Annotated in this window: 9 protein-coding genes; 4 read left to right on the top strand and 5 right to left on the bottom strand. The window is 66.5% G+C overall.

From position 1 onward, the window contains the following. Window positions 1–120 precede the first annotated feature (120 nt). On the bottom strand, window positions 121–450 hold the full coding sequence (locus F1735_RS09305) for a DUF3817 domain-containing protein (RefSeq protein WP_167236676.1): 330 nt from the start codon (window positions 448–450) through the stop codon (window positions 121–123). A 55-nt stretch (window positions 451–505) separates the two neighbouring features. Next, window positions 506–1,174: a helix-turn-helix transcriptional regulator gene (locus tag F1735_RS09300; protein WP_167236675.1), complete on the bottom strand. Its 669-nt coding sequence runs from the start codon at window positions 1,172–1,174 to the stop codon at window positions 506–508. 71 nt (window positions 1,175–1,245) lie between these two features. On the opposite strand from F1735_RS09300, the gene F1735_RS09295 reads away from it, so the two are divergent. Together F1735_RS09295 and F1735_RS09290 are read left to right on the top strand one after the other, a co-directional pair. Continuing rightward, entirely contained in the window at window positions 1,246–2,652 is a 1,407-nt protein-coding gene (locus tag F1735_RS09295; RefSeq protein ID WP_167236674.1) for an MFS transporter, read from the top strand. A gap of 9 nt (window positions 2,653–2,661) precedes the next feature. Next, entirely contained in the window at window positions 2,662–2,967 is a 306-nt protein-coding gene (locus tag F1735_RS09290) for a tetratricopeptide repeat protein (protein ID WP_167236673.1), read from the top strand. A 14-nt stretch (window positions 2,968–2,981) separates the two neighbouring features. On the opposite strand, the gene F1735_RS09285 is transcribed toward F1735_RS09290, so the two are convergent. The 3 genes from F1735_RS09285 to F1735_RS09275 form a co-directional block, all read right to left on the bottom strand. Continuing rightward, window positions 2,982–4,742: a DUF885 family protein gene (locus tag F1735_RS09285; RefSeq protein WP_167236672.1), complete on the bottom strand. Its 1,761-nt coding sequence runs from the start codon at window positions 4,740–4,742 to the stop codon at window positions 2,982–2,984. Next, window positions 4,742–5,875: a branched-chain amino acid ABC transporter substrate-binding protein gene (locus F1735_RS09280; protein ID WP_167236671.1), complete on the bottom strand. Its 1,134-nt coding sequence runs from the start codon at window positions 5,873–5,875 to the stop codon at window positions 4,742–4,744. Before F1735_RS09280 ends, F1735_RS09285 begins: the two co-directional genes overlap by 1 nt. 68 nt (window positions 5,876–5,943) lie before the next feature. Beyond that, a complete protein-coding gene (locus F1735_RS09275; protein WP_167236670.1) occupies window positions 5,944–6,429 on the bottom strand; it encodes an Lrp/AsnC family transcriptional regulator in 486 nt (161 codons plus the stop codon). Window positions 6,430–6,556: 127 nt separating this feature from the next. On the opposite strand from F1735_RS09275, the gene F1735_RS09270 reads away from it, so the two are divergent. Continuing rightward, a complete protein-coding gene (locus tag F1735_RS09270) occupies window positions 6,557–8,656 on the top strand; it encodes an aminotransferase class V-fold PLP-dependent enzyme (RefSeq protein WP_167236669.1) in 2,100 nt (699 codons plus the stop codon). Window positions 8,657–8,919: 263 nt separating this feature from the next. Further along, on the top strand, window positions 8,920–17,670 hold the full coding sequence (locus tag F1735_RS09265) for a GH36-type glycosyl hydrolase domain-containing protein (RefSeq protein WP_373888490.1): 8,751 nt from the start codon (window positions 8,920–8,922) through the stop codon (window positions 17,668–17,670). Window positions 17,671–17,869 lie beyond the last annotated feature (199 nt).

Below are 17,869 nucleotides of genomic sequence, written 5' to 3'. Positions count from 1 at the left end.
TTTTGGTCGCATAACGCCTGCCCGGGAGGATGGATTTTCCCGGTCGGCAGCGCGCGCACCAAGCCCGTCGCCTCTGCCATTCGAGCCGCTCTCCGTGTTGTCGGGAGCGGCTTTGTTTTGTCAGCGCGCCGCTGGCGCTTCGGTCAGCATGGCGCGCCGCTTGTACCAGATTTCGAGCGGAATCGTCACCAGCGGCGGCACCGCGGCCAGTACGGCGATCAGGGTGGCCCACCACGGCCAGCGCAGGCGCAGCGCGGCCAGCACCGTCACCACCACGTAAAACATGAACGCGAAACCGTGCAGGCGGCCGAACAGCCACACGCCCAGGTCGGTCGTTTCGGTCGTGTATTTGAGGAACATGCCGATCAACAGGCCGGTCCAGGTCAGGCCCTCGATCAGGCAGGCGGCGACGAACAGCTTGCCGATGCCGGTGGGTTTGTTGCTTGTCATGTCAGCTCCGCGATTGTTCAGATGCGCGCAGCATAGACCACTCCGGCTGAGTCCATCAAGCAAGTTTTTGTAGCGGCGCGATCCGGTAAACACAGCGCGTGGCGCCCTCCAGCACATGCTGCTCGCGCGTCACGCTCGCGCCGGGACCGGCGATCTCGGCGAACAGCTGCAACTCGGAGCGGCAAAAGCCCTGGCAGGTGCGCGCCGCCACGCAGATCGGGCAATGGTCTTCGATCAGCAGCCAGCCCTGCGCGTCGGACTCGATGCGCGCCATATAGCCTTCCTCGGTGCGGATCTCGGCCAGTTGCGCCAGGCGCTCCGGCACGGTGGCGCCGTGGCAGGCTTGCCGGTACAGCAGGCGCGCTTCGTTCTCGCGCTGCGCCACCAGTTTATCGAGCCCTTCTTCGCCGAACAACTGGCGGATCGATCCGATCAGCTGCACCGTCATCTGCGCGTGCGTGTCCGGGAAGCGCCGGTTGCCGGCGTCGGTCAGCACCCAGTCCTGGCGCGGCCGCCCGACCCCGGCCGCATCCTGCTGGCGGCCCTCGATCAAACCCGCCGCGACCAGCTTTTGCACCTGCTGGCGCGCCGCTTCCGGCGTCATTTCCAGCATCTGCGCCAGCCTGGCGGTGGGGCTCGGCCCCTTCGACTTGATGAAGAACAGGATGCGCTCGGCGGGCTTGCCCTCGGTCGAGTTATCCAACGATTTGCTTGCGTAATTCACGGCACCGCCTTATTATCCAAACGTTTTCTTGCATATTAAGCCAATCCCGACGTCCTGTCGATCAAAGAACCATGAACACTGCCACACCTACCACTGCCTCCTGGGGCGCGCTGTTTTCCGGCCAAAACGGCGTGCTGGCCCTGGCCCTGACCGGGGGCGTGGCGCTGCACGCGATTAACGTCCACATCGTCACCACCGTGCTGCCGTCGGTGGTGCGCGATATCGGTGGCCTGGACTGGTACGCGTGGAACACCACCTTGTTCGTGGTGGCCTCGATCATCGGCGCGGCGCTGTCGGTGCGCCTGCTGGCGGGCGCCGGTCCGCGCGGGGCCTGCCTGGCGGCGCTCGCCATCTTCGCGCTCGGCTCGGCCGCCTGCGCCAGCGCGGCCTCGATGCCGTGGATGCTGGCCGGGCGCAGCGTGCAGGGCCTGGGCGGCGGTGCGCTGGCGGCCCTGAGCTACTCGCTCATTCGCGTGGTGTTCCCGGCGCCCCTGTGGCCGCGCGCGGTGGCGCTGGTGTCGGGCATGTGGGGCGTGGCGACCTTGTGCGGGCCGGCCGTGGGCGGCCTGTTTGCCCAGTCCGGGCACTGGCGCTGGGCCTTCTGGACCCTGCTGCCGGTGGCCCTGCTGCAAGCCATGCTGGTGGCCGCGCGACTGCGTCCGGCCGCCGCCCCATCCGCCAGGCCCGTGATTCCGGTGGCGCAGATCGCGCTGCTGGCCGCCTCGGTGCTGGCGGTGGCCGCCGGCGGCTTGTCGCGCGCGCTGGCGTGGCAGGGCGCCGGCGTGGCGGCCGGGATCGCGCTCGGGGTGGCGGCGATCGCCGTCGAACGCAGGTCCACGGTGCGCCTGCTGCCGTCCGCGACCTGCGAACTGGCCTCGCCCCTGGGCGCGGTGTACACCAGCGTGGCCTTGCTCCTGGTCGGCACCACCACCGAAATCTACGTGCCCTACTTTTTGCAGACCCTGCATGGCTATACGCCGCTGGCCGCCGGCTACCTGGCGGCGGCCATGGCGGCCGGCTGGAGCTTCAGTTCCATGCTCTCGTCCGGGCGCCAGGGCGCGGGCGCCGTGACCATGCTGCGCGCCGGCCCGCTGCTGGGCGCCGTCAGCCTGCTGGCACTGGCGCTGCTGGTGCCGGCCGCCGATGCGCTCTCGCCCGGCATGCTGATGCTGTTGTACGGCGCGGCGCTGGCCGCCGCCGGCGCCGGCGTGGGCCTCGGCTGGCCGCACCTGCTCACGCGCGTGCTGACCCTGGCGCCGGCGGGCGAGGGCGGCCTGGCCTCGGTGGCGATCACCACCGTGCAGTTGTACGGCATGGCGATCGGCGCGGCGGTAGCGGGGCTGGTGGCCAATGCCGCCGGCCTCACCGAGCCGGGAGGCAAGGCGGGTGCGCAATCGGCGGCACTGTGGCTGTTCGCCAGCTTCGCGCTGGCGCCCGCACTGGCGGCGCTGCTGGCGCGCCGGATCGGCAAAAAATAGGAGAGGACCATGCGCGAACAACTCGAAAAACTGCTGGCGTCGGGGCGCGACAACGCGCTGCTGCGCTTCGGCCTGGGCAACGCCTGCCTGAAAGACGGCGACGCCGCGGCCGCTGTCCTGCATTTGCAGCGGGCGACCGAGCAAAACCCGTTGCATTCGGCCGCCTGGAAGCTGCTCGGCAAAGCCCTGCAAGCGCTCGGCCGGCTGGACGACGCCGAAGCGGCATGGAATACAGGACTGGAGGTCGCCGTGAAGCAGGGCGACATCCAGGCCTCGCGCGAAATGACGGTGTTCCTCAAGCGCTTGCGGCGCTGAGGTTCAGCGACACCTTACTTGTAGAAGCGCCAGAGCGGCTTGAAGTCGCGCGCCACCTTTTCGTTCTTCAGGCGCGCGCGTACCAGTTCGATGGGCAGCATGCCGCCGTCGAGAATGCGGTCGTGGTAGTCCAGCAGCGTCATCTTGCCGCTGTCGACCAGTTCGCGTTTCAGTTCGCGCAGCTGGAGCGCGCCGACCATGTAGCCGGCCTGGTACAGCGGCGGATAATCGCCATTGAACGAGCGCCGCACCTCGGCGCGCGCATTGTCCGGCTCATGGCCGACGCGCTGTATCAGCATCTCGACCGCCTGCTCGGGCGTGACTTTACCCATATGGAAGCCGAGCGAAAACAGGATGCGCGCCGCCCGGTGATTACGCCAGAACATCATCCCGATGCGGTCTTCCGGTGTGACCGCGAAGTTTCGCTCGTAGAGCAGCATTTCCCAGTACACGGCCCAGCCTTCGACGTAGAAGGGCGAATCGAACAGGCGGCGCTGCGGCTGGTAGCGCTCGGACATGAACAGCTGCAGGTGGTGGCCCGGAATGAGCTCGTGCTGCACGGTCGCGCGCGAAAAGTGCGGGTTATTGCCGCGCATGGACATCATTTTCTGCTCATGCGTCATGTCGGCCGTGGGGTAGGACACCAGGATCGTGTCGCCGCCCAAGAAGAAGGGGCTGATCAACTGGCTCTCGGGCGAGAGCATGTCCATGCGCCAGCTGCGGCGCGCCACTTCCGGCACCGTCACCAGCTTGTTGGTCGCCATGTAGTCGATCGCTTCCTTGGCCAGGCGCCGCACCATGGCCGGCTGCTCGCCCGGCGCCACGTACATGGTTTTCACCTTTTCCATGGCCGCGTGCCAGTCGCTGCCGAAGCCCATCTCGGCCGAGGCCTTGCGCAGTTCCGCCTCGCCCCAGGCCAGCTCTTTTTCGGCCAGCGCCATCAGTTCTTCCGGCGTGTACGGGATCATTTCGCGCTGCAGCGCGCTGACCAGGCCATCGCGGCCGATCGGGTCGCCCGTCACATTGAGCAGTTTGGCCGAGGCCTTGCCGACCAGCCGCTCGTTCAGGCTGGCCGCGTACTCGCCCATGGCCTTGTCCAGGTCCGCGTAGGGTCGCTTGACCCACCAGGTCAGTTGCGGATCGTAGCCTTCGTAGTAGCCGTACCAGGCTTTCAGGTCGCGCGCGGTGGTGGCCAGCACCTGCGCGGCGCGGTTGGCCACGCTGCGGGACGCCATCGGTTTGCGCGCGTTGATGTCGGGCCCCGCCAGCAGCGCTTCGTGCGCCTTGCGCACCGCCACCAGCGCTTGCTGCAGAATCGCCGCGCTGGCCGCGCCATCCTGCGCCTGCATCACGCGGCGCGCTTCGGCCAGGTCGATCAAGGGGCGCGCGAATGGCGCCAGGGGCTCCGCTTCGGTAAAGCGCCGGCGTTGGGCCGCCAGTTCGCGCAGTTCGAAGTCGATCTGGTTGCGCATCATGACCACGTCGATGCGGTCTTCCACGCCGTAGCTGTCGAACGGCAGCGTGTCGAGCGCGGCCCGCCACTGCGTGAAGAACTCCTGCATCTGGCGCGCGCGCGCGGTGCCGTTGGCCACCGTGTACAGCTTGTCGAGACTGGCGTAATCGAGCTGGTAGCGCTGGATAAAGGCCGGCATCGCCTGCTGCGCCATGACGAAGTGGGACAGCGGCGGCGTCAAGGACGCTGGCGTCTGGGCGGCGGCGTGCGTGGCCAGGCCGGCCGCGCCAAGCGCCGCCGCCAGCAGCAGGGAGCCGCGCATCAGTAAGTGGCCAGCGCGGAAGGCACGCCGTTCTTGAAGGTGTAGACGGTGACGGCCGAGCGCAACATGTTGCCCTTGTCATCGTAGGCGTAGTTGCCCACCACGCCCTTGTAGCTGCCGGCGCGCATGGCGGCGGCCACCACCGACGGATCGAGCGAATTGGCCGACTTCATGGCCTGCGCGATGAACATCGCCTGGTCGTAGAACGAGGCCGCGTACACGTCGGGCGCCTGCTTGAAGCGCGCCTTGTAGCGGGCCTGGAAGGCCGGGCCGTCGGCTTGCTTTTCCAGGATCGCGCCGCCTTGCGCACAGAGCACGTTTTCGCCGACGGCGTCGCCCCCGAGCTTGGCCATTTCGGGGCTGCACAGGGTGTCGCCGCCGAGCAGTTTGGCTTTCAGGCCGAGCGCGCGCATCTGGCGCGCCATCGGTGCGCCCTGGGGCGCGTAGCCGCCGAAGAAAATCGCATCGACGTTCTTCGACTTGAGCTTGGTCAGGATGGCGGCGAAATCGGTCGCCTTGTCGGTCGTGAACTCGTGGCCCGCCACGGTGATGCCGGACGCCTTGGCCTGCTTGACGAACTCCATCGCGATGCCCTGGCCGAAGGCGGTGCGGTCATCGATCACGCCAATGGTTTTCAGTTTCAACTGCTTGGCCGCGTAGCCGGCCATCGAGGCGCCGAGCTGGGTGTCGCTGGCGACGATGCGGAACACGCCGCTGTAGCCGCTTTGCGTGACCTTCGGATTGGTGCCGACGGTGGACATGAGCGCGCCGGCGTCGTTGTAGACGCGCGAGGCGGGAATGGCCACGCCCGAGTTGTAGGGGCCGAGCACGAAGCGCACGCCGGCGTCGACCAGTTTTTGCGCGACCACCACGCCCGCTTTCGGATCGCCCTGGTCATCTTCGGACTTGAGCTCGAACTTGATCGCCTTGCCGCCGATGCTGATTTTTTTGGCGTTGAGTTCTTCGAGCGCGAGGCGCACGCCGTTTTCGTTATCCTTGCCGGCAAAGGCGTTGGCGCCCGAGAGCGGGCCGGTGACGCCGATCTTGACGACCTGCTCCTGCGCCAGCGCGGTGTGGGAAACCAGCAGCAAAGCGGCTGCGGCGAAAGGAATGCTGTAGTTGTTCGATGCCATGCGTTTGTCTCTCCTCTGGTCTGGACAGCGGCATCATCGCACGATTCCGGGCAATTTTATATGCCGTTTTAAGCGGGCAGGCGCTGCGAAATGAGGTCGAGCGGCAGCGCCGTGGTGTACTTGATCTGCTCCATCGAAAACGCCGACGACACGCCGGTGATGTGCGCCGTCTTGATCAGCTTTTTGTAAAAGCGGTCGTAGCCGCCGATGTCGGTGGTGACCACCTTGAGCAGGTAGTCGACGTCGCCGCTCATGCGGTGAAACTCCATGACCTCGGGCAGGGCGATGACGGCGGCGGCGAAGCGGGCCAGCCATTTTTCATCGTGTTCGGTGGTGCGCACGCTCACAAAAACTGTGACCGGCAGGCCGACCTTGTCGCGGTCGATGATGCTCACGCGGCTCTGGATGTAGCCTTCTTCTTCCAGCCGCTTGACGCGCTTCCAGCACGGGGTGCTGGACAAACCGACCTTTTCGCTCAGGCCCGCGATCGACAGGGTGCCATCGGCCTGCAAGGCCGCGAGGATGGCGCAATCATACTTATCGAGAGAACTCATTCTGCTTTCTGCTGAAATGTGAGATGAATATGCTAAACGAGTACGTATTTGAGCAAACTTTGGCATATTTTCTCACGTTTTAGCCGATAACATATCACGCAAGAATGACACCTCCATTTCAGCCGCCATGCATACCGAAATCTACCTTGACGCAAACGCCACATCGGCCGTCCATCCGGCAGCGCTTGCCGCCGCCACGCAGGCCATGCGCGACTGCTACGGGAACCCCAGCAGCAGTCACACCACCGGCCTGAAAGCGAAGGCCATGCTCGACGGCGTGCGTACACTGGCGCGCCGCGTGCTCGGCGCGGGGCAGGGCAGGCTGACGTTTACCAGCGGCGCCACCGAAGGCATCCAGACCGCCGTGCTGTCGGCGTTGTGCGAGGTGCGCGCGCGCCGCGCCAGGGGCGAAGCGACCGGCGAGCTGCTGTTGTACGGCGCCACCGAACACAAGGCGGTGCCCGAGAGCCTGGCGCACTGGAATACGCTGCTCGGCACCAATCTCGAACTGCGCGCCCTGCCGGTCGATGGCGACGGGCGCCATCGCCTCGACGTGCTGCGCGAACTGGCGCCGCGCGCCGCCTTGGTCTGCACCATGGCCGCGAATAACGAAAGCGGCGTCATTTCCGACCTGGCCGGCATTGAGGCGCTCTTGGGCGAATGCGCGCCAACCGCGCTGTGGATGGTCGACAGCGTGCAGGCGCTCGGCAAGCTGTCGCTCGACCTGGCCGCGACCCGCATCGACTACGCGCCGTTCTCCGGCCACAAGCTGTACGCGCCCAAAGGCATCGGCATGCTGTATGTGCGCGATGGCGCGCCGTACACCGCGCTGATGATGGGCGGCGGGCAGGAGTCGGCCCAGCGTTCCGGCACCGAGAACATGAGCGGCATCGCCGCCCTGGGCGCGGTGCTGGCGGCGCTGATTGATGGCGCCAGCTTTCGCAGTCATGCGCAACTGGTGCGCATGCGCGAACGCCTGGCCGCGGCCTTGCGCGAAGCCCTGCCCGGCATCGTGTTCAACGCGCCGTTCGCCACCAGCCTGCCGACCACCCTCAATTTTTCGGTACCCGGCCTGGCCGGCAAGGAGCTGCTCGACCTGTTCGACGCCGCCGGCGTGCGCGTCAGCGCGGGGTCGGCCTGTTCGGCGGCCAAGGCGGCGCCCAGCTACGTGCTGGCCGCCATGGACCTGGCGCCGTGGCGCTGCGCGGCGGCGGTGCGCATGTCGTTCGGGCCGATGGCGGACGAGGCCTTGATCGACGCCGCCTGCGAGCGCATCGCCCGCTGCGGCGCGGCCCTGCGCGCCAGTTGCCTGGTGCCGTCGGCCATGCCCGCAGCCGATGGCGACGGCGTGATCCAACTCGGCTTCGACGGCGCCTGCACCTGGCTGCTGCTCGACGCCACCAGCCGCACCTGCGCCATCGTCAATCCGCTGGCGCCGCTGGCGGCGCGCATCAACGACTTCGTGCGCTGCCAGGGCTACCGCGTGCGCGCGGTGATCGACACCCACGGCGGCGGCACCGGGCGCGCGGCCCTGGTGGCGGCGCTGGGCGGCCAGCTGGCCGGCGGCATCAGCCACGAAGCGCTGGGCTGGCCCGCGCTGGCCGACCAGGTCACGCTCGATAACGGCCAGGCCGCCAGTGCGCTCATGTTCGGCAGCCGCCTGCTGGCGCGCGTGGAGCAGGGCATTGGCGCCAGCTACCTGTTCGGCGAGCGTTCGGCTGCGGGCCTGGCCGCCGGCGACGTGCGCTTCGCCTTCACCGGCCCCGACGCCGACATTCAACAACTGGCGGAACTGGTCTCGCGCAAGACCATCGTGTGCCAGGCCAGCGAGGCGTCAAGCCCGGCCTGCACCACCCTGCTGGCGGAACGCGGCGGCGCCATCGCGGCCGCCAACCCCTTGGCGATGCAGCTCGAGGCGCATGGCCTCGAGCGCTTCTTCAACGACCATCCCGACGCGCTGCTGATCGACGTGCGCGAAGCCTACGAACACGCAGCGGCCGATGCCGGCCACTGGCACGGCCATGCCGTCGAAAGCGTGCCTTTGTCGCGCCTGGCCGACCGCCTGTCGGTGTGGCTGCGCGCGCAAGAGCGCCCGCTGGTGTTCTTCTGCCGCAGCGGCGCGCGCAGCATCAAGGCGGCGCAGTGCCTGCACCGCCTGGGCTACCGCAATGCCTGGCATGTGGCGGGCGGGGTCGCGCTGGGCGCCGTGCTGCCGCTGGCGGCGTAAGCCGCGCGCCCGGCGCGCCTTCTCATCAGCGTTGATTGGTTTCATCGTTTGATGCTCCCTGATCATTAGCCTGATGCCAGACGCAATATTTCTGCCGGATTGCGTCCAATCTGTGCAGCTTGCTTCTGGCGGACAAGCCCGAAATGTTCGCTGGCGCACAGTCGCCTACGTGTCATCGTTATAAGATTGCAACAGCCGTACGACCCGGTCGCAACTCGCTGTCCCGCAGCGTGTTGGCTACTCATGCCCACGCGAGGTCTCTGTTGAACCAAGAAAACACCAAATTAGCCGACACCCTGTATGCCTGGCGCAATGTCCACGACGGCGAACGCCTTGCCGGCGATGAATTCCCCCTGCGCTCGGAACTGTTCAGTGCCGCACAAATGGCGATGCACGGCAAGCATCTGGCTACCACGCACCAGCTCAGCGAGCGCGGCGGCCCCGACCGCCTGCTGCCGCGCCTGACCGAAAACGCCGCGATCATCACCGACACCTGCTCGGAGCTGACCGCCGCCATCAAGGCCGGGCGACAGATTACGCCGGCCTCCGAATGGCTGCTCGATAACTTCTACCTGGTCGAAGAGCAGATCCGCATCGCCCGGCGCCACCTGCCGAAAGACTATTCCAAGGAGTTGCCGCGCCTGGCCAATGAAGAGGCGGACGGCAATCCGCGCGTGTACCAGATCGCGCTCGAAATCATCTCGCACGGCGATGGCCGGGTCGATCCCGAGAGCCTGTCGCGTTTTGTGGACGCCTACCAGGAAGTAGCGACCCTCAAACTTGGCGAACTGTGGGCCATTCCGATCATGCTGCGCCTGGCGCTGATCGAGAACCTGCGCCGCGTGGCCGCGCGCGTGTACGACAACCGCGCCCAGCGCGACCGCGCCAACGACTGGGCCGACCAGATGGCCGAGACGGCCGAAAAGAACCCGAGCGACCTGATTTTGCTGGTGGCCGACATGGCCCGGTCCGGCCAGCCGATGAACAGCGGCTTCGTGGCCGAACTGGCGCGCCGCCTGCAGGGCCAGAGCCCCGCATTGACCCTGGCGCTGCAGTGGGTGACCACGCGCCTGGCCGACGCGGGCCTGACCATCGAACAGCAGATCCAGGCCGAAATCGGCCAGCAAGCGGCCGACCAGGTCTCGATCAGCAACAGCATCGGCAGCCTGCGCTTCCTCGGCACCATGGACTGGCAGGAGTTCGTCGAGACCATGAGCGCGGTCGAACAGACCTTGCGCCTGGACCCGGCCGGCACCTACGGCAAGATGGAGTTCGCCACGCGCGACAACTATCGCCACGTCGTCGAAAAGCTGGCCAAGCGCAGCGACTTCACCGAAGTGCAGGTGGCCGAAATCGCAGTCGAACTGGCGCTGGCGAACCGCTCGGCGGCCGCCGGCGGGCTCGATGAACGCACCCGCCACATCGGCTACTACCTGGTCGGCAGCGGCCAGGAGCAACTTGAACAGCGCCTGGCGGTACGCAATCGGCCGCTCGAAGCGTTGAACAAGAGCGGGCGCGCCTCGCCGCTGTCGACCTATTTGGGCGGCATCGTGGTGCTTACCCTGCTGTTTACCGGCACCGCCATCATCCACGCGCGCGCCGACGGCGCCGACGACTGGATGCTGGTCGTGCTGGGCGTACTGGCCCTGCTGGGATCGAGCCAGCTGGCCTTAGCGCTGGTCAACTTCATGGCCACCCAGCTCACGCGCCCGCACCCGTTGCCGCGCATGGACTTCAAAGAAGGCATTCCGACCGACGCGCGCTCGATGGTGGTGGTGCCGACCTTGCTGTACAGCCGCGACAACGTCGCCTCGCTGTGCGAAGCGCTGGAAGTGCGTTACCTGGCCAACCGCGATCCGAACCTGCGCTTTTGCCTGCTGACCGATTTCGTCGACGCGCCCAAGCAGCACATGCCGGGCGACGAGGAACTGGTCGAACAGGCGCGCGCCACCATCGCCGAACTCAATGACAAATACGGCTGCGACGTCGACGAGGAAATCCTCGGGCCCGACGGCGAGACGAGCATGTCGCGCTGCCACCTGCAGCCCTTCCTTCTGCTGCACCGTCCGCGCATGTGGAGCGCCAGCGAAAACGCCTGGATCGGCTTCGAGCGCAAGCGCGGCAAGCTGGCCGCCCTCAACGCGTTCCTGCGTGGCGGCGCGCGCGACCAGTTCTCCATGGTCGCCGGCTCCACCGACGGCCTGGCGCACGTGCGCTACGTGATCACGCTCGATACCGACACCCAGCTGCCGCGCGACGCCGCGCGCCAGTTCATCGCCACCATGGCGCACCCGCTGAACCGTCCCACCCTCGACAAGGCCGGCCGCCGCGTGGTCGAAGGCTACGGCATCCTGCAACCGCGCGTGGCGGCGGCGCTGCCGGGCGACACCGCCTCGCGCTACGAGCACCTGTGCGGCGGCGAACCGGGCATCGACCCGTACACCCGCACCGTCTCCGACGTGTACCAGGATGTGTTCTACGAAGGCTCTTTCGTCGGCAAGGGCATCTACGATGTCGACACCTTCGAAACGGTGCTCGGCCACCGCCTGCCCGACAACCAGATTCTCAGCCACGACCTGCTGGAAGGCTGCTACGTGCGCGCCGGTTTGCTGAGCGACGCCCAACTGTACGAAGAATACCCGGCGCGCTACAGCGACGACGTGAGCCGGCGCCACCGCTGGATCCGCGGCGACTGGCAACTGGCCGGCTGGCTGCTGCCGCGCGTGCCCGGCGCGAACGGCAAGCGCGAACCGAATCCTCTGAGCGCGCTGTCGCGCTGGAAGCTGTTCGACAACCTGCGCCGCAGCCTGATCGCCACCACCCTCACCGCCTTGCTGATCTTCAGCTGGGCCTTGATGCCAACCCCGCTGTTCTGGACCCTGGGCGTGCTGTCGGTGATCTTCCTGCCGACCTTCTTTTCCACCATGTTCGACATCATCGAAAAACCGCACGACGTGCTGTGGGAGCAGCATCTGGCCACCGCCTCCAAGAGCGCGCGCCTGATGTTCGGCCACTCGGCGCTGCAACTGGCCTTCCTGCCGTACGAAGCGCACTTCAGCCTGGACGCCATCGTGCGCGCCTCGTGGCGCATGCTGGTCACGCACCGGCGCTTGCTGGAATGGCGTCCATCGAGCCTGAACCGCTCCAGCACCGACATGGAGAGCAACTGGAAGAGCATGTGGATTTCGCCGGTGCTGGCCGTGGCCACCGCGCTTGTGCTCGCCTACTTCCACCGCGCCGCCTTGCCGGTCGCCGCGCCCGTGCTGCTGCTGTGGTTCTTCGCGCCGGTGGTGGCCTGGTGGATCAGCCTTCCGCAAGAACGCGCCGCCACCGCCCTGTCGTCGCCGCAAACCATGTTCCTCGAAACGCTGGCGCGCAAAACCTGGAGCTTCTTCGAGACCTTCGTCACGGCAGAAGACAACTGGCTCGCGCCCGACAATATGCAGGAGCACCCGGTCAAGGTGGTTGCGCACCGCACCTCGCCGACCAATATCGGCATGGCGCTGCTGGCCAACCTGACCGCGTGGGACTTCGGTTTCATCACCACCGGGCGCCTGCTCAAGCGCACCCGCGACACGCTCAACACCATGGCGCGCATGGAACGCCACCAGGGGCATTTCTATAACTGGTACGACACCCTGACCTTGAATCCCCTGCACCCGATGTATGTGTCGGCGGTCGACAGCGGTAACCTGGCCGGCCACCTGCTCACGCTGGCGCCGGGGTTGACCGCCTTGGCCGACCAGCCGATCGTGGGCAAGCAAACCTTGGACGGCATCTCCATCACCCTGAACGTGGTGCAGGAGTACGCGCTTGATGCCGGGCCGGCGGTCAAGGCGGCGATCGACGCCATGCGCAGCCACCTGTCGGCCGACCGGGTACGCGAAACCGAAAACCTGCCCGGCATGGCCGCCGAACTGGCGCGCCTGTCGGGCTGCGCCGACGCCATCCTGGCCGCCATGCACCCGGTGGGCGAGCCGAACCTGCAAGGCTGGGCCGACAAGCTCGCCGACCAGTGCCACAGCGCGCGCGACGAACTGCTGCAACTGGCACCGTGGATGCGTTCGGCCCAGGAATACGTGGTCGACACCAGCCTGACCCGCATTCCGACCCTGCGCGAGCTGGCCAGCTTCGCCCTCACCGGCAGTGCCAGCACCGACCTGGCCCCGAGCGAGCGCGAACGCCAGCAAACCCTGACCGACCTGGTGGCCCAGGGCAGCACCCGCGCCGCCCAGCGCATCGAAGACATCAACCGCATGGCGACTGAAGCGCGCGCGTTCGCGAACATGGACTTCCGCTTCATGTACAACAGCACCACCAACCTGCTGGCGATTGGCTACAACGTCTCGGACCGGCGCCTGGATGCGGCCTGTTACGACTTGCTGGCGTCCGAAGTACGCCTGTGCAGTTTCGTCGGCATCGCGCAGGGCCAGTTCCCGCAAGAGCACTGGTTCGCGCTGGGCCGCCAGCTGTGCATCATCGGCAACGAGCAACTGCTGCTGTCGTGGAGCGGCTCGATGTTCGAGTACCTGATGCCGCTGCTGGTCATGCCGACCTACCAGAACACCTTGCTCGACCAGACCTACCGTTCGGTCGTCAACGCGCAGATCGAGTACGGCAAACAGCGCGACGTGCCGTGGGGGATTTCCGAATCCGGCTACAACACCGTCGACGCCAGCCTCAATTACCAGTACCGCGCCTTCGGCGTGCCGGGCACGGGCCTCAAGCGCGGCCTGGCCGACGACCTGGTGGTGGCCCCGTATGCGACCATGATGGGCCTGATGGTCCATCCCGACGCCGCCGTCGAGAACCTGCAGCGCATGGCCGACCTGGGCTTCATGGGCAAGTACGGTTTTTACGAAGCGATCGACTACACCGCCGCGCGCCTGCCGCGCGGCCAGACCTTCGCCGTGATCCGCTCCTTCATGGCGCACCATCAGGGCATGGGCTTCCTCGCCCTGAGCTATCTGCTGCACGACCGTCCGATGCAGCGCCGCTTCGAGTCCGACCCGCTGTTCCAGGCCACCTTGCTGGTACTGCAGGAACGGGTGCCGCGCGCCGGCGCCTTCTATTCCAACACTGCCGAACTGGCCGCCATGCGCGCCCCGGCGCAGGAAGTGTCGACCTCCGCGACCCGCATCATCACCCAGACCACCACGGTGCAGCCGGAAGTGCAGCTGCTCTCGAATGGCCGCTACCATGTGATGGTCACCAGCGCCGGCGGCAGCTACAGCCGCTGGAAAGACCTGGCCGTGACGCGCTGGCGCGAAGATGGCACCTCCGACAACTGGGGCAATTTCTGCTACGTGCGCGATGTCGAGAGCGGCCAATTCTGGTCGACTGCCTTCCAGCCAACCCTGGTCGAGCCGAAATCGTATGAAGTCATCTTCTCGGAAGGGCGCGCCGAATTCCGCCGCCATGACCGTGGGCTCGACCTGTACACCGAAATCGTGGTCTCGCCGGAAGACGACATCGAAATGCGGCGTACCCGCATTACCAACAAGTCGACCGTGCGGCGCACCATCGAGTTCACCAGCTACGCCGAAGTGGTCATGGCGCCGGCCGCCGCCGACAACGCCCACCCGGCGTTCAGCAAACTGTTCGTGCAGACCGAAATCCTGCGCAACGAGAATGCCATCCTGTGTACCCGCCGTCCGCGCGCCAAGGACGAGCAGATGCCGTGGATGCTGAACCTGATGACGGTGCATGACGGCGCGCTGCTGGACGTCTCGTTCGAAACGAGCCGCAGCGAATTCCTCGGCCGCGCCAACAGCACGGTGGCCCCGCGCGCCATGCTCGAACCCCAGCCGCTGGGCGGCGGCGAAGGGTCGGTGCTCGATCCGGTGGTGGCGATCCGCTACAAGGTCACGCTGGAACCCGACCAGGTGGTCGTGCTCGACGTGGTGACCGGCATGACCGACACGCGCGAGCAAGCGGTGCACCTGATCGACAAATACCAGGACCGCCATCTGGCCGACCGCGTGTTCGAACTGGCATGGACCCACAGCCAGGTCGTGCTGCGTCAATTGAACGCCACCGAATCGGACGCGCAGCTCTACAGCCGCCTGGCCAGTACGGTAATCTACCCGAACGCCTCGCTGCGCGCCGACGCCGGCATCCTGATCCGCAACCAGCGCGGCCAGTCCGGCCTGTGGGCCTACGCCATTTCGGGCGACCTGCCGATCGTGCTGATGCAAATCAAGGACCCGGCCAATATCGACCTGGCGCGCCAGATGGTGCAGGCGCACGCGTACTGGCGCCTCAAGGGGCTGGTGGTCGACCTGGTCATCTGGTACGAAGACCAGTCGGGTTACCGCCAACTGCTGCACGACCAGATCATGGGCCTGATCGCCTCCGGCATCGATGCGCAAGCGATCGACCGCCCGGGCGGCATCTTCGTGCGCCTGCTCGACCAGATCGCGCAGGAAGACCGGGTGCTGATGCAGTCGGTGGCGCGGGTCATCATTTCCGACAGCAGCGGCAGCCTGGCCGACCAGGTCAAGCGCGCCACGCCGGTGCTGCCGAAACTGCCCTTGCTGGTGGTCGAATCGCGCGGCGAGCAATACGAGCCACGTGCGAATATCCCTGCGGCCGGCGCACCGGTCGCCGCACACGAGCTGATCCTGCACAACGGACTGGGAGGCTTCAGCGCCGACGGTACCGAATACGTGATCCGCACCGATGCGCAGAACCGCACGCCGGCGCCGTGGGCCAACGTGCTGGCCAACCCGAACTTCGGCAGCGTTGTGTCGGAGAGCGGCCAGGCCTACACCTGGAGCGAAAACGCGCACGAATTCCGCCTCACGCCGTGGGAAAACGACCCTGTGTCGGACCGCGGCGGCGAGTCGTTCTATATCCGCGACGAGCAGACCGGCCGTTTCTGGTCGCCCACCGCCTTGCCGGTGCGCGCAGCCGGTCAATACATTACCCGCCACGGCTTCGGCTACAGCGTCTTCGAGCACAGCGAAGAGGGCATTCACACCGAACTGTCCACCTTCGTGGCGCTCGACGCCTCGATCAAGTATTCGGTCATCAAGATCCGCAACGACAGCACCGTGGCGCGCCGCCTGTCGGCCACCGGCTATGTGGAGTGGGTGCTGGGCGACCTGCGCGCCAAGTCGGCGATGCATGTCACCACCGAGCAGGATCCGATGAGTGGCGCGATCTTTGCGCGCAACGCCTACAACACCGAGTTCACGGGCCGCGTGGGATTCTTCCACGTCGACGCGCAGCAGAAAACCTTTACCGCCGACCGCAATGAATTCATCGGCCGCAACCGCACCTTGGCCAGTCCGGCGGCGATGGGGCGCGCGCGCCTGTCCGGCAAGATCGGCGCGGCGCTCGATCCGTGCGCCGCGCTGCAGGTGATGGTGGAACTGCAGCCGGGCCAGGAACGCGAACTGGTGTTCATGCTCGGTGTCGGTGGCCGCCGCAATGCGGATGCCAGCGGCCTGGTGCAGAAATACAGCGGCAGCGCCGCCGCCGCGGCCTCGCTGGCGATGGTGCGCAAGCACTGGGACCACACGCTCGGCGCAATCCAGGTGCAAACGCCCGATCCATCGCTCGACGTGATCGCCAACGGCTGGCTGATGTACCAGACCATCGCCTGCCGCCTGTGGGCGCGCAGCGGCTACTACCAGTCCGGCGGCGCTTTTGGCTTTCGCGACCAGCTGCAAGATGCGATGTCGATGATCCACACCGAACCGCACCTGCTGCGCGAGCACCTGCTCATGTGCGCGGCCCACCAGTTCGTGGAAGGCGACGTGCAGCACTGGTGGCATCCGCCATCGGACCGGGGCGTGCGTACCCATTGTTCGGATGACTATCTGTGGCTGCCGCTGGCGGCGCACCGTTACGTCATCGGCACGGGCGACCGCAGCGTGCTGACCGAACCGGCGCCATTCCTCGAAGGGCGCATGCTCAAGCAGGAAGAAGAGTCCTATTACGACATGCCGGGCCGTTCGAGCCAGACCGGCGACCTGTACGAGCACTGCGTGCGGGCGATCAAGCGCGGCCTGCGCTTCGGCGAACATGGCTTGCCGCTGATCGGCACCTGCGACTGGAACGATGGCATGGACCGGGTCGGCAACGAAGGCAAGGGCGAGAGCGTGTGGCTGGCGTTCTTCCTGTACGAAGTGCTGCAGCGCTTCTCGGAAGTGGCGGTGGTGTACGGCGACCATGCGTTTGCCGAGACCTGCAAAACCGAGGCGGCCACCCTGGCGGCCAATGTGGAAGCGCATGCGTGGGATGGCCAGTGGTACCGCCGCGCCTACTTCGACGACGGCACGCCGCTCGGATCGCACACCAACGACGAATGCCAGATCGATTCGATTTCGCAGAGCTGGGGTGTGATTTCGGGCGCGGCCAATCCGCAGCGCACGGCGTCGGCCATGAAGGCGGTCGACGAGCGCCTGGTGCGGCGCGACTACGGCCTGGTGCAGCTGCTCGATCCGCCGTTCGACGACGGCGTGCTCAATCCCGGCTACATCCGCGGCTATGTGCCGGGTGTGCGCGAAAACGGCGGGCAGTACACGCACGCCGCGATCTGGACCGCGATGGCGTTCGCCAAGATGGGCGACACCGAGCGTGCCTGGGAGCTGCTGCGCATGATCAATCCGGTGCAGCATGGCAGCACGCCCGAGAGCGCGGCCTTGTACAAGGTCGAGCCGTACGTGGTGGCGGCGGACGTGTATGCGGTTTCGCCGCACATCGGCCGTGGCGGATGGAGCTGGTACACCGGTTCGTCGGGATGGATGTATCGCCTGATCGTCGAGTCGCTGCTGGGCGTGAGCCTGGCCGGCGACAAGCTGACCATGACGCCGCATCTGCCGGCCGACTGGCCGGGCTTCAAGCTGCAGTACCGCTATCGCGAGACGGTGTACGCGATTTCGGTGCAGGCTGGCGACACGGATGCGATCTCGGTCGACGGCGTGGCGCAGGAAGACAAGGTGATCCAAATGGTTGATGACGGCCGGCCGCACACGGTCGACCTGCGGGTGCGCCGCCCAGGCTAAGCCGCTTAACAAACCGCCGTCATTGTCATTGTCATTGTCATTGTCATTGTCATTGTCAGTGCAGGAGCGTTTCCTGCCACTGACAATGACGGCGTTTTTGCATTTGACGGGTGTTTTGGGGGCATGCCGGTGACCGCCACCGCCCGCCATGCGCAACAAAGTGTCTCAATCTGGACATTTTCATGTTTCGCGCAACAAA

Origin of the sequence: Massilia genomosp. 1 (assembly GCF_011682185.1) — a bacterium.
Taxonomy (GTDB): domain Bacteria; phylum Pseudomonadota; class Gammaproteobacteria; order Burkholderiales; family Burkholderiaceae_D; genus Telluria_A; species Telluria_A rubra.
This window is presented reverse-complemented; position numbering and strand designations above follow the sequence as displayed.

Bases quoted from the DNA above. Each gene is read 5' to 3' on its own strand.
- F1735_RS09290 (WP_167236673.1), top strand. From the start codon at position 2,662: ATGCGCGAACAACTCGAAAAACTGCTGGCGTCGGGGCGCGACAACGCG.
- F1735_RS09295 (WP_167236674.1), top strand. From the start codon at position 1,246: ATGAACACTGCCACACCTACCACTGCCTCCTGGGGCGCGCTGTTTTCC.
- F1735_RS09285 (WP_167236672.1), bottom strand. From the start codon at position 4,742: ATGCGCGGCTCCCTGCTGCTGGCGGCGGCGCTTGGCGCGGCCGGCCTG.
- F1735_RS09280 (WP_167236671.1), bottom strand. From the start codon at position 5,875: ATGGCATCGAACAACTACAGCATTCCTTTCGCCGCAGCCGCTTTGCTG.
- F1735_RS09270 (WP_167236669.1), top strand. From the start codon at position 6,557: ATGCATACCGAAATCTACCTTGACGCAAACGCCACATCGGCCGTCCAT.
- F1735_RS09275 (WP_167236670.1), bottom strand. From the start codon at position 6,429: ATGAGTTCTCTCGATAAGTATGATTGCGCCATCCTCGCGGCCTTGCAG.
- F1735_RS09305 (WP_167236676.1), bottom strand. From the start codon at position 450: ATGACAAGCAACAAACCCACCGGCATCGGCAAGCTGTTCGTCGCCGCC.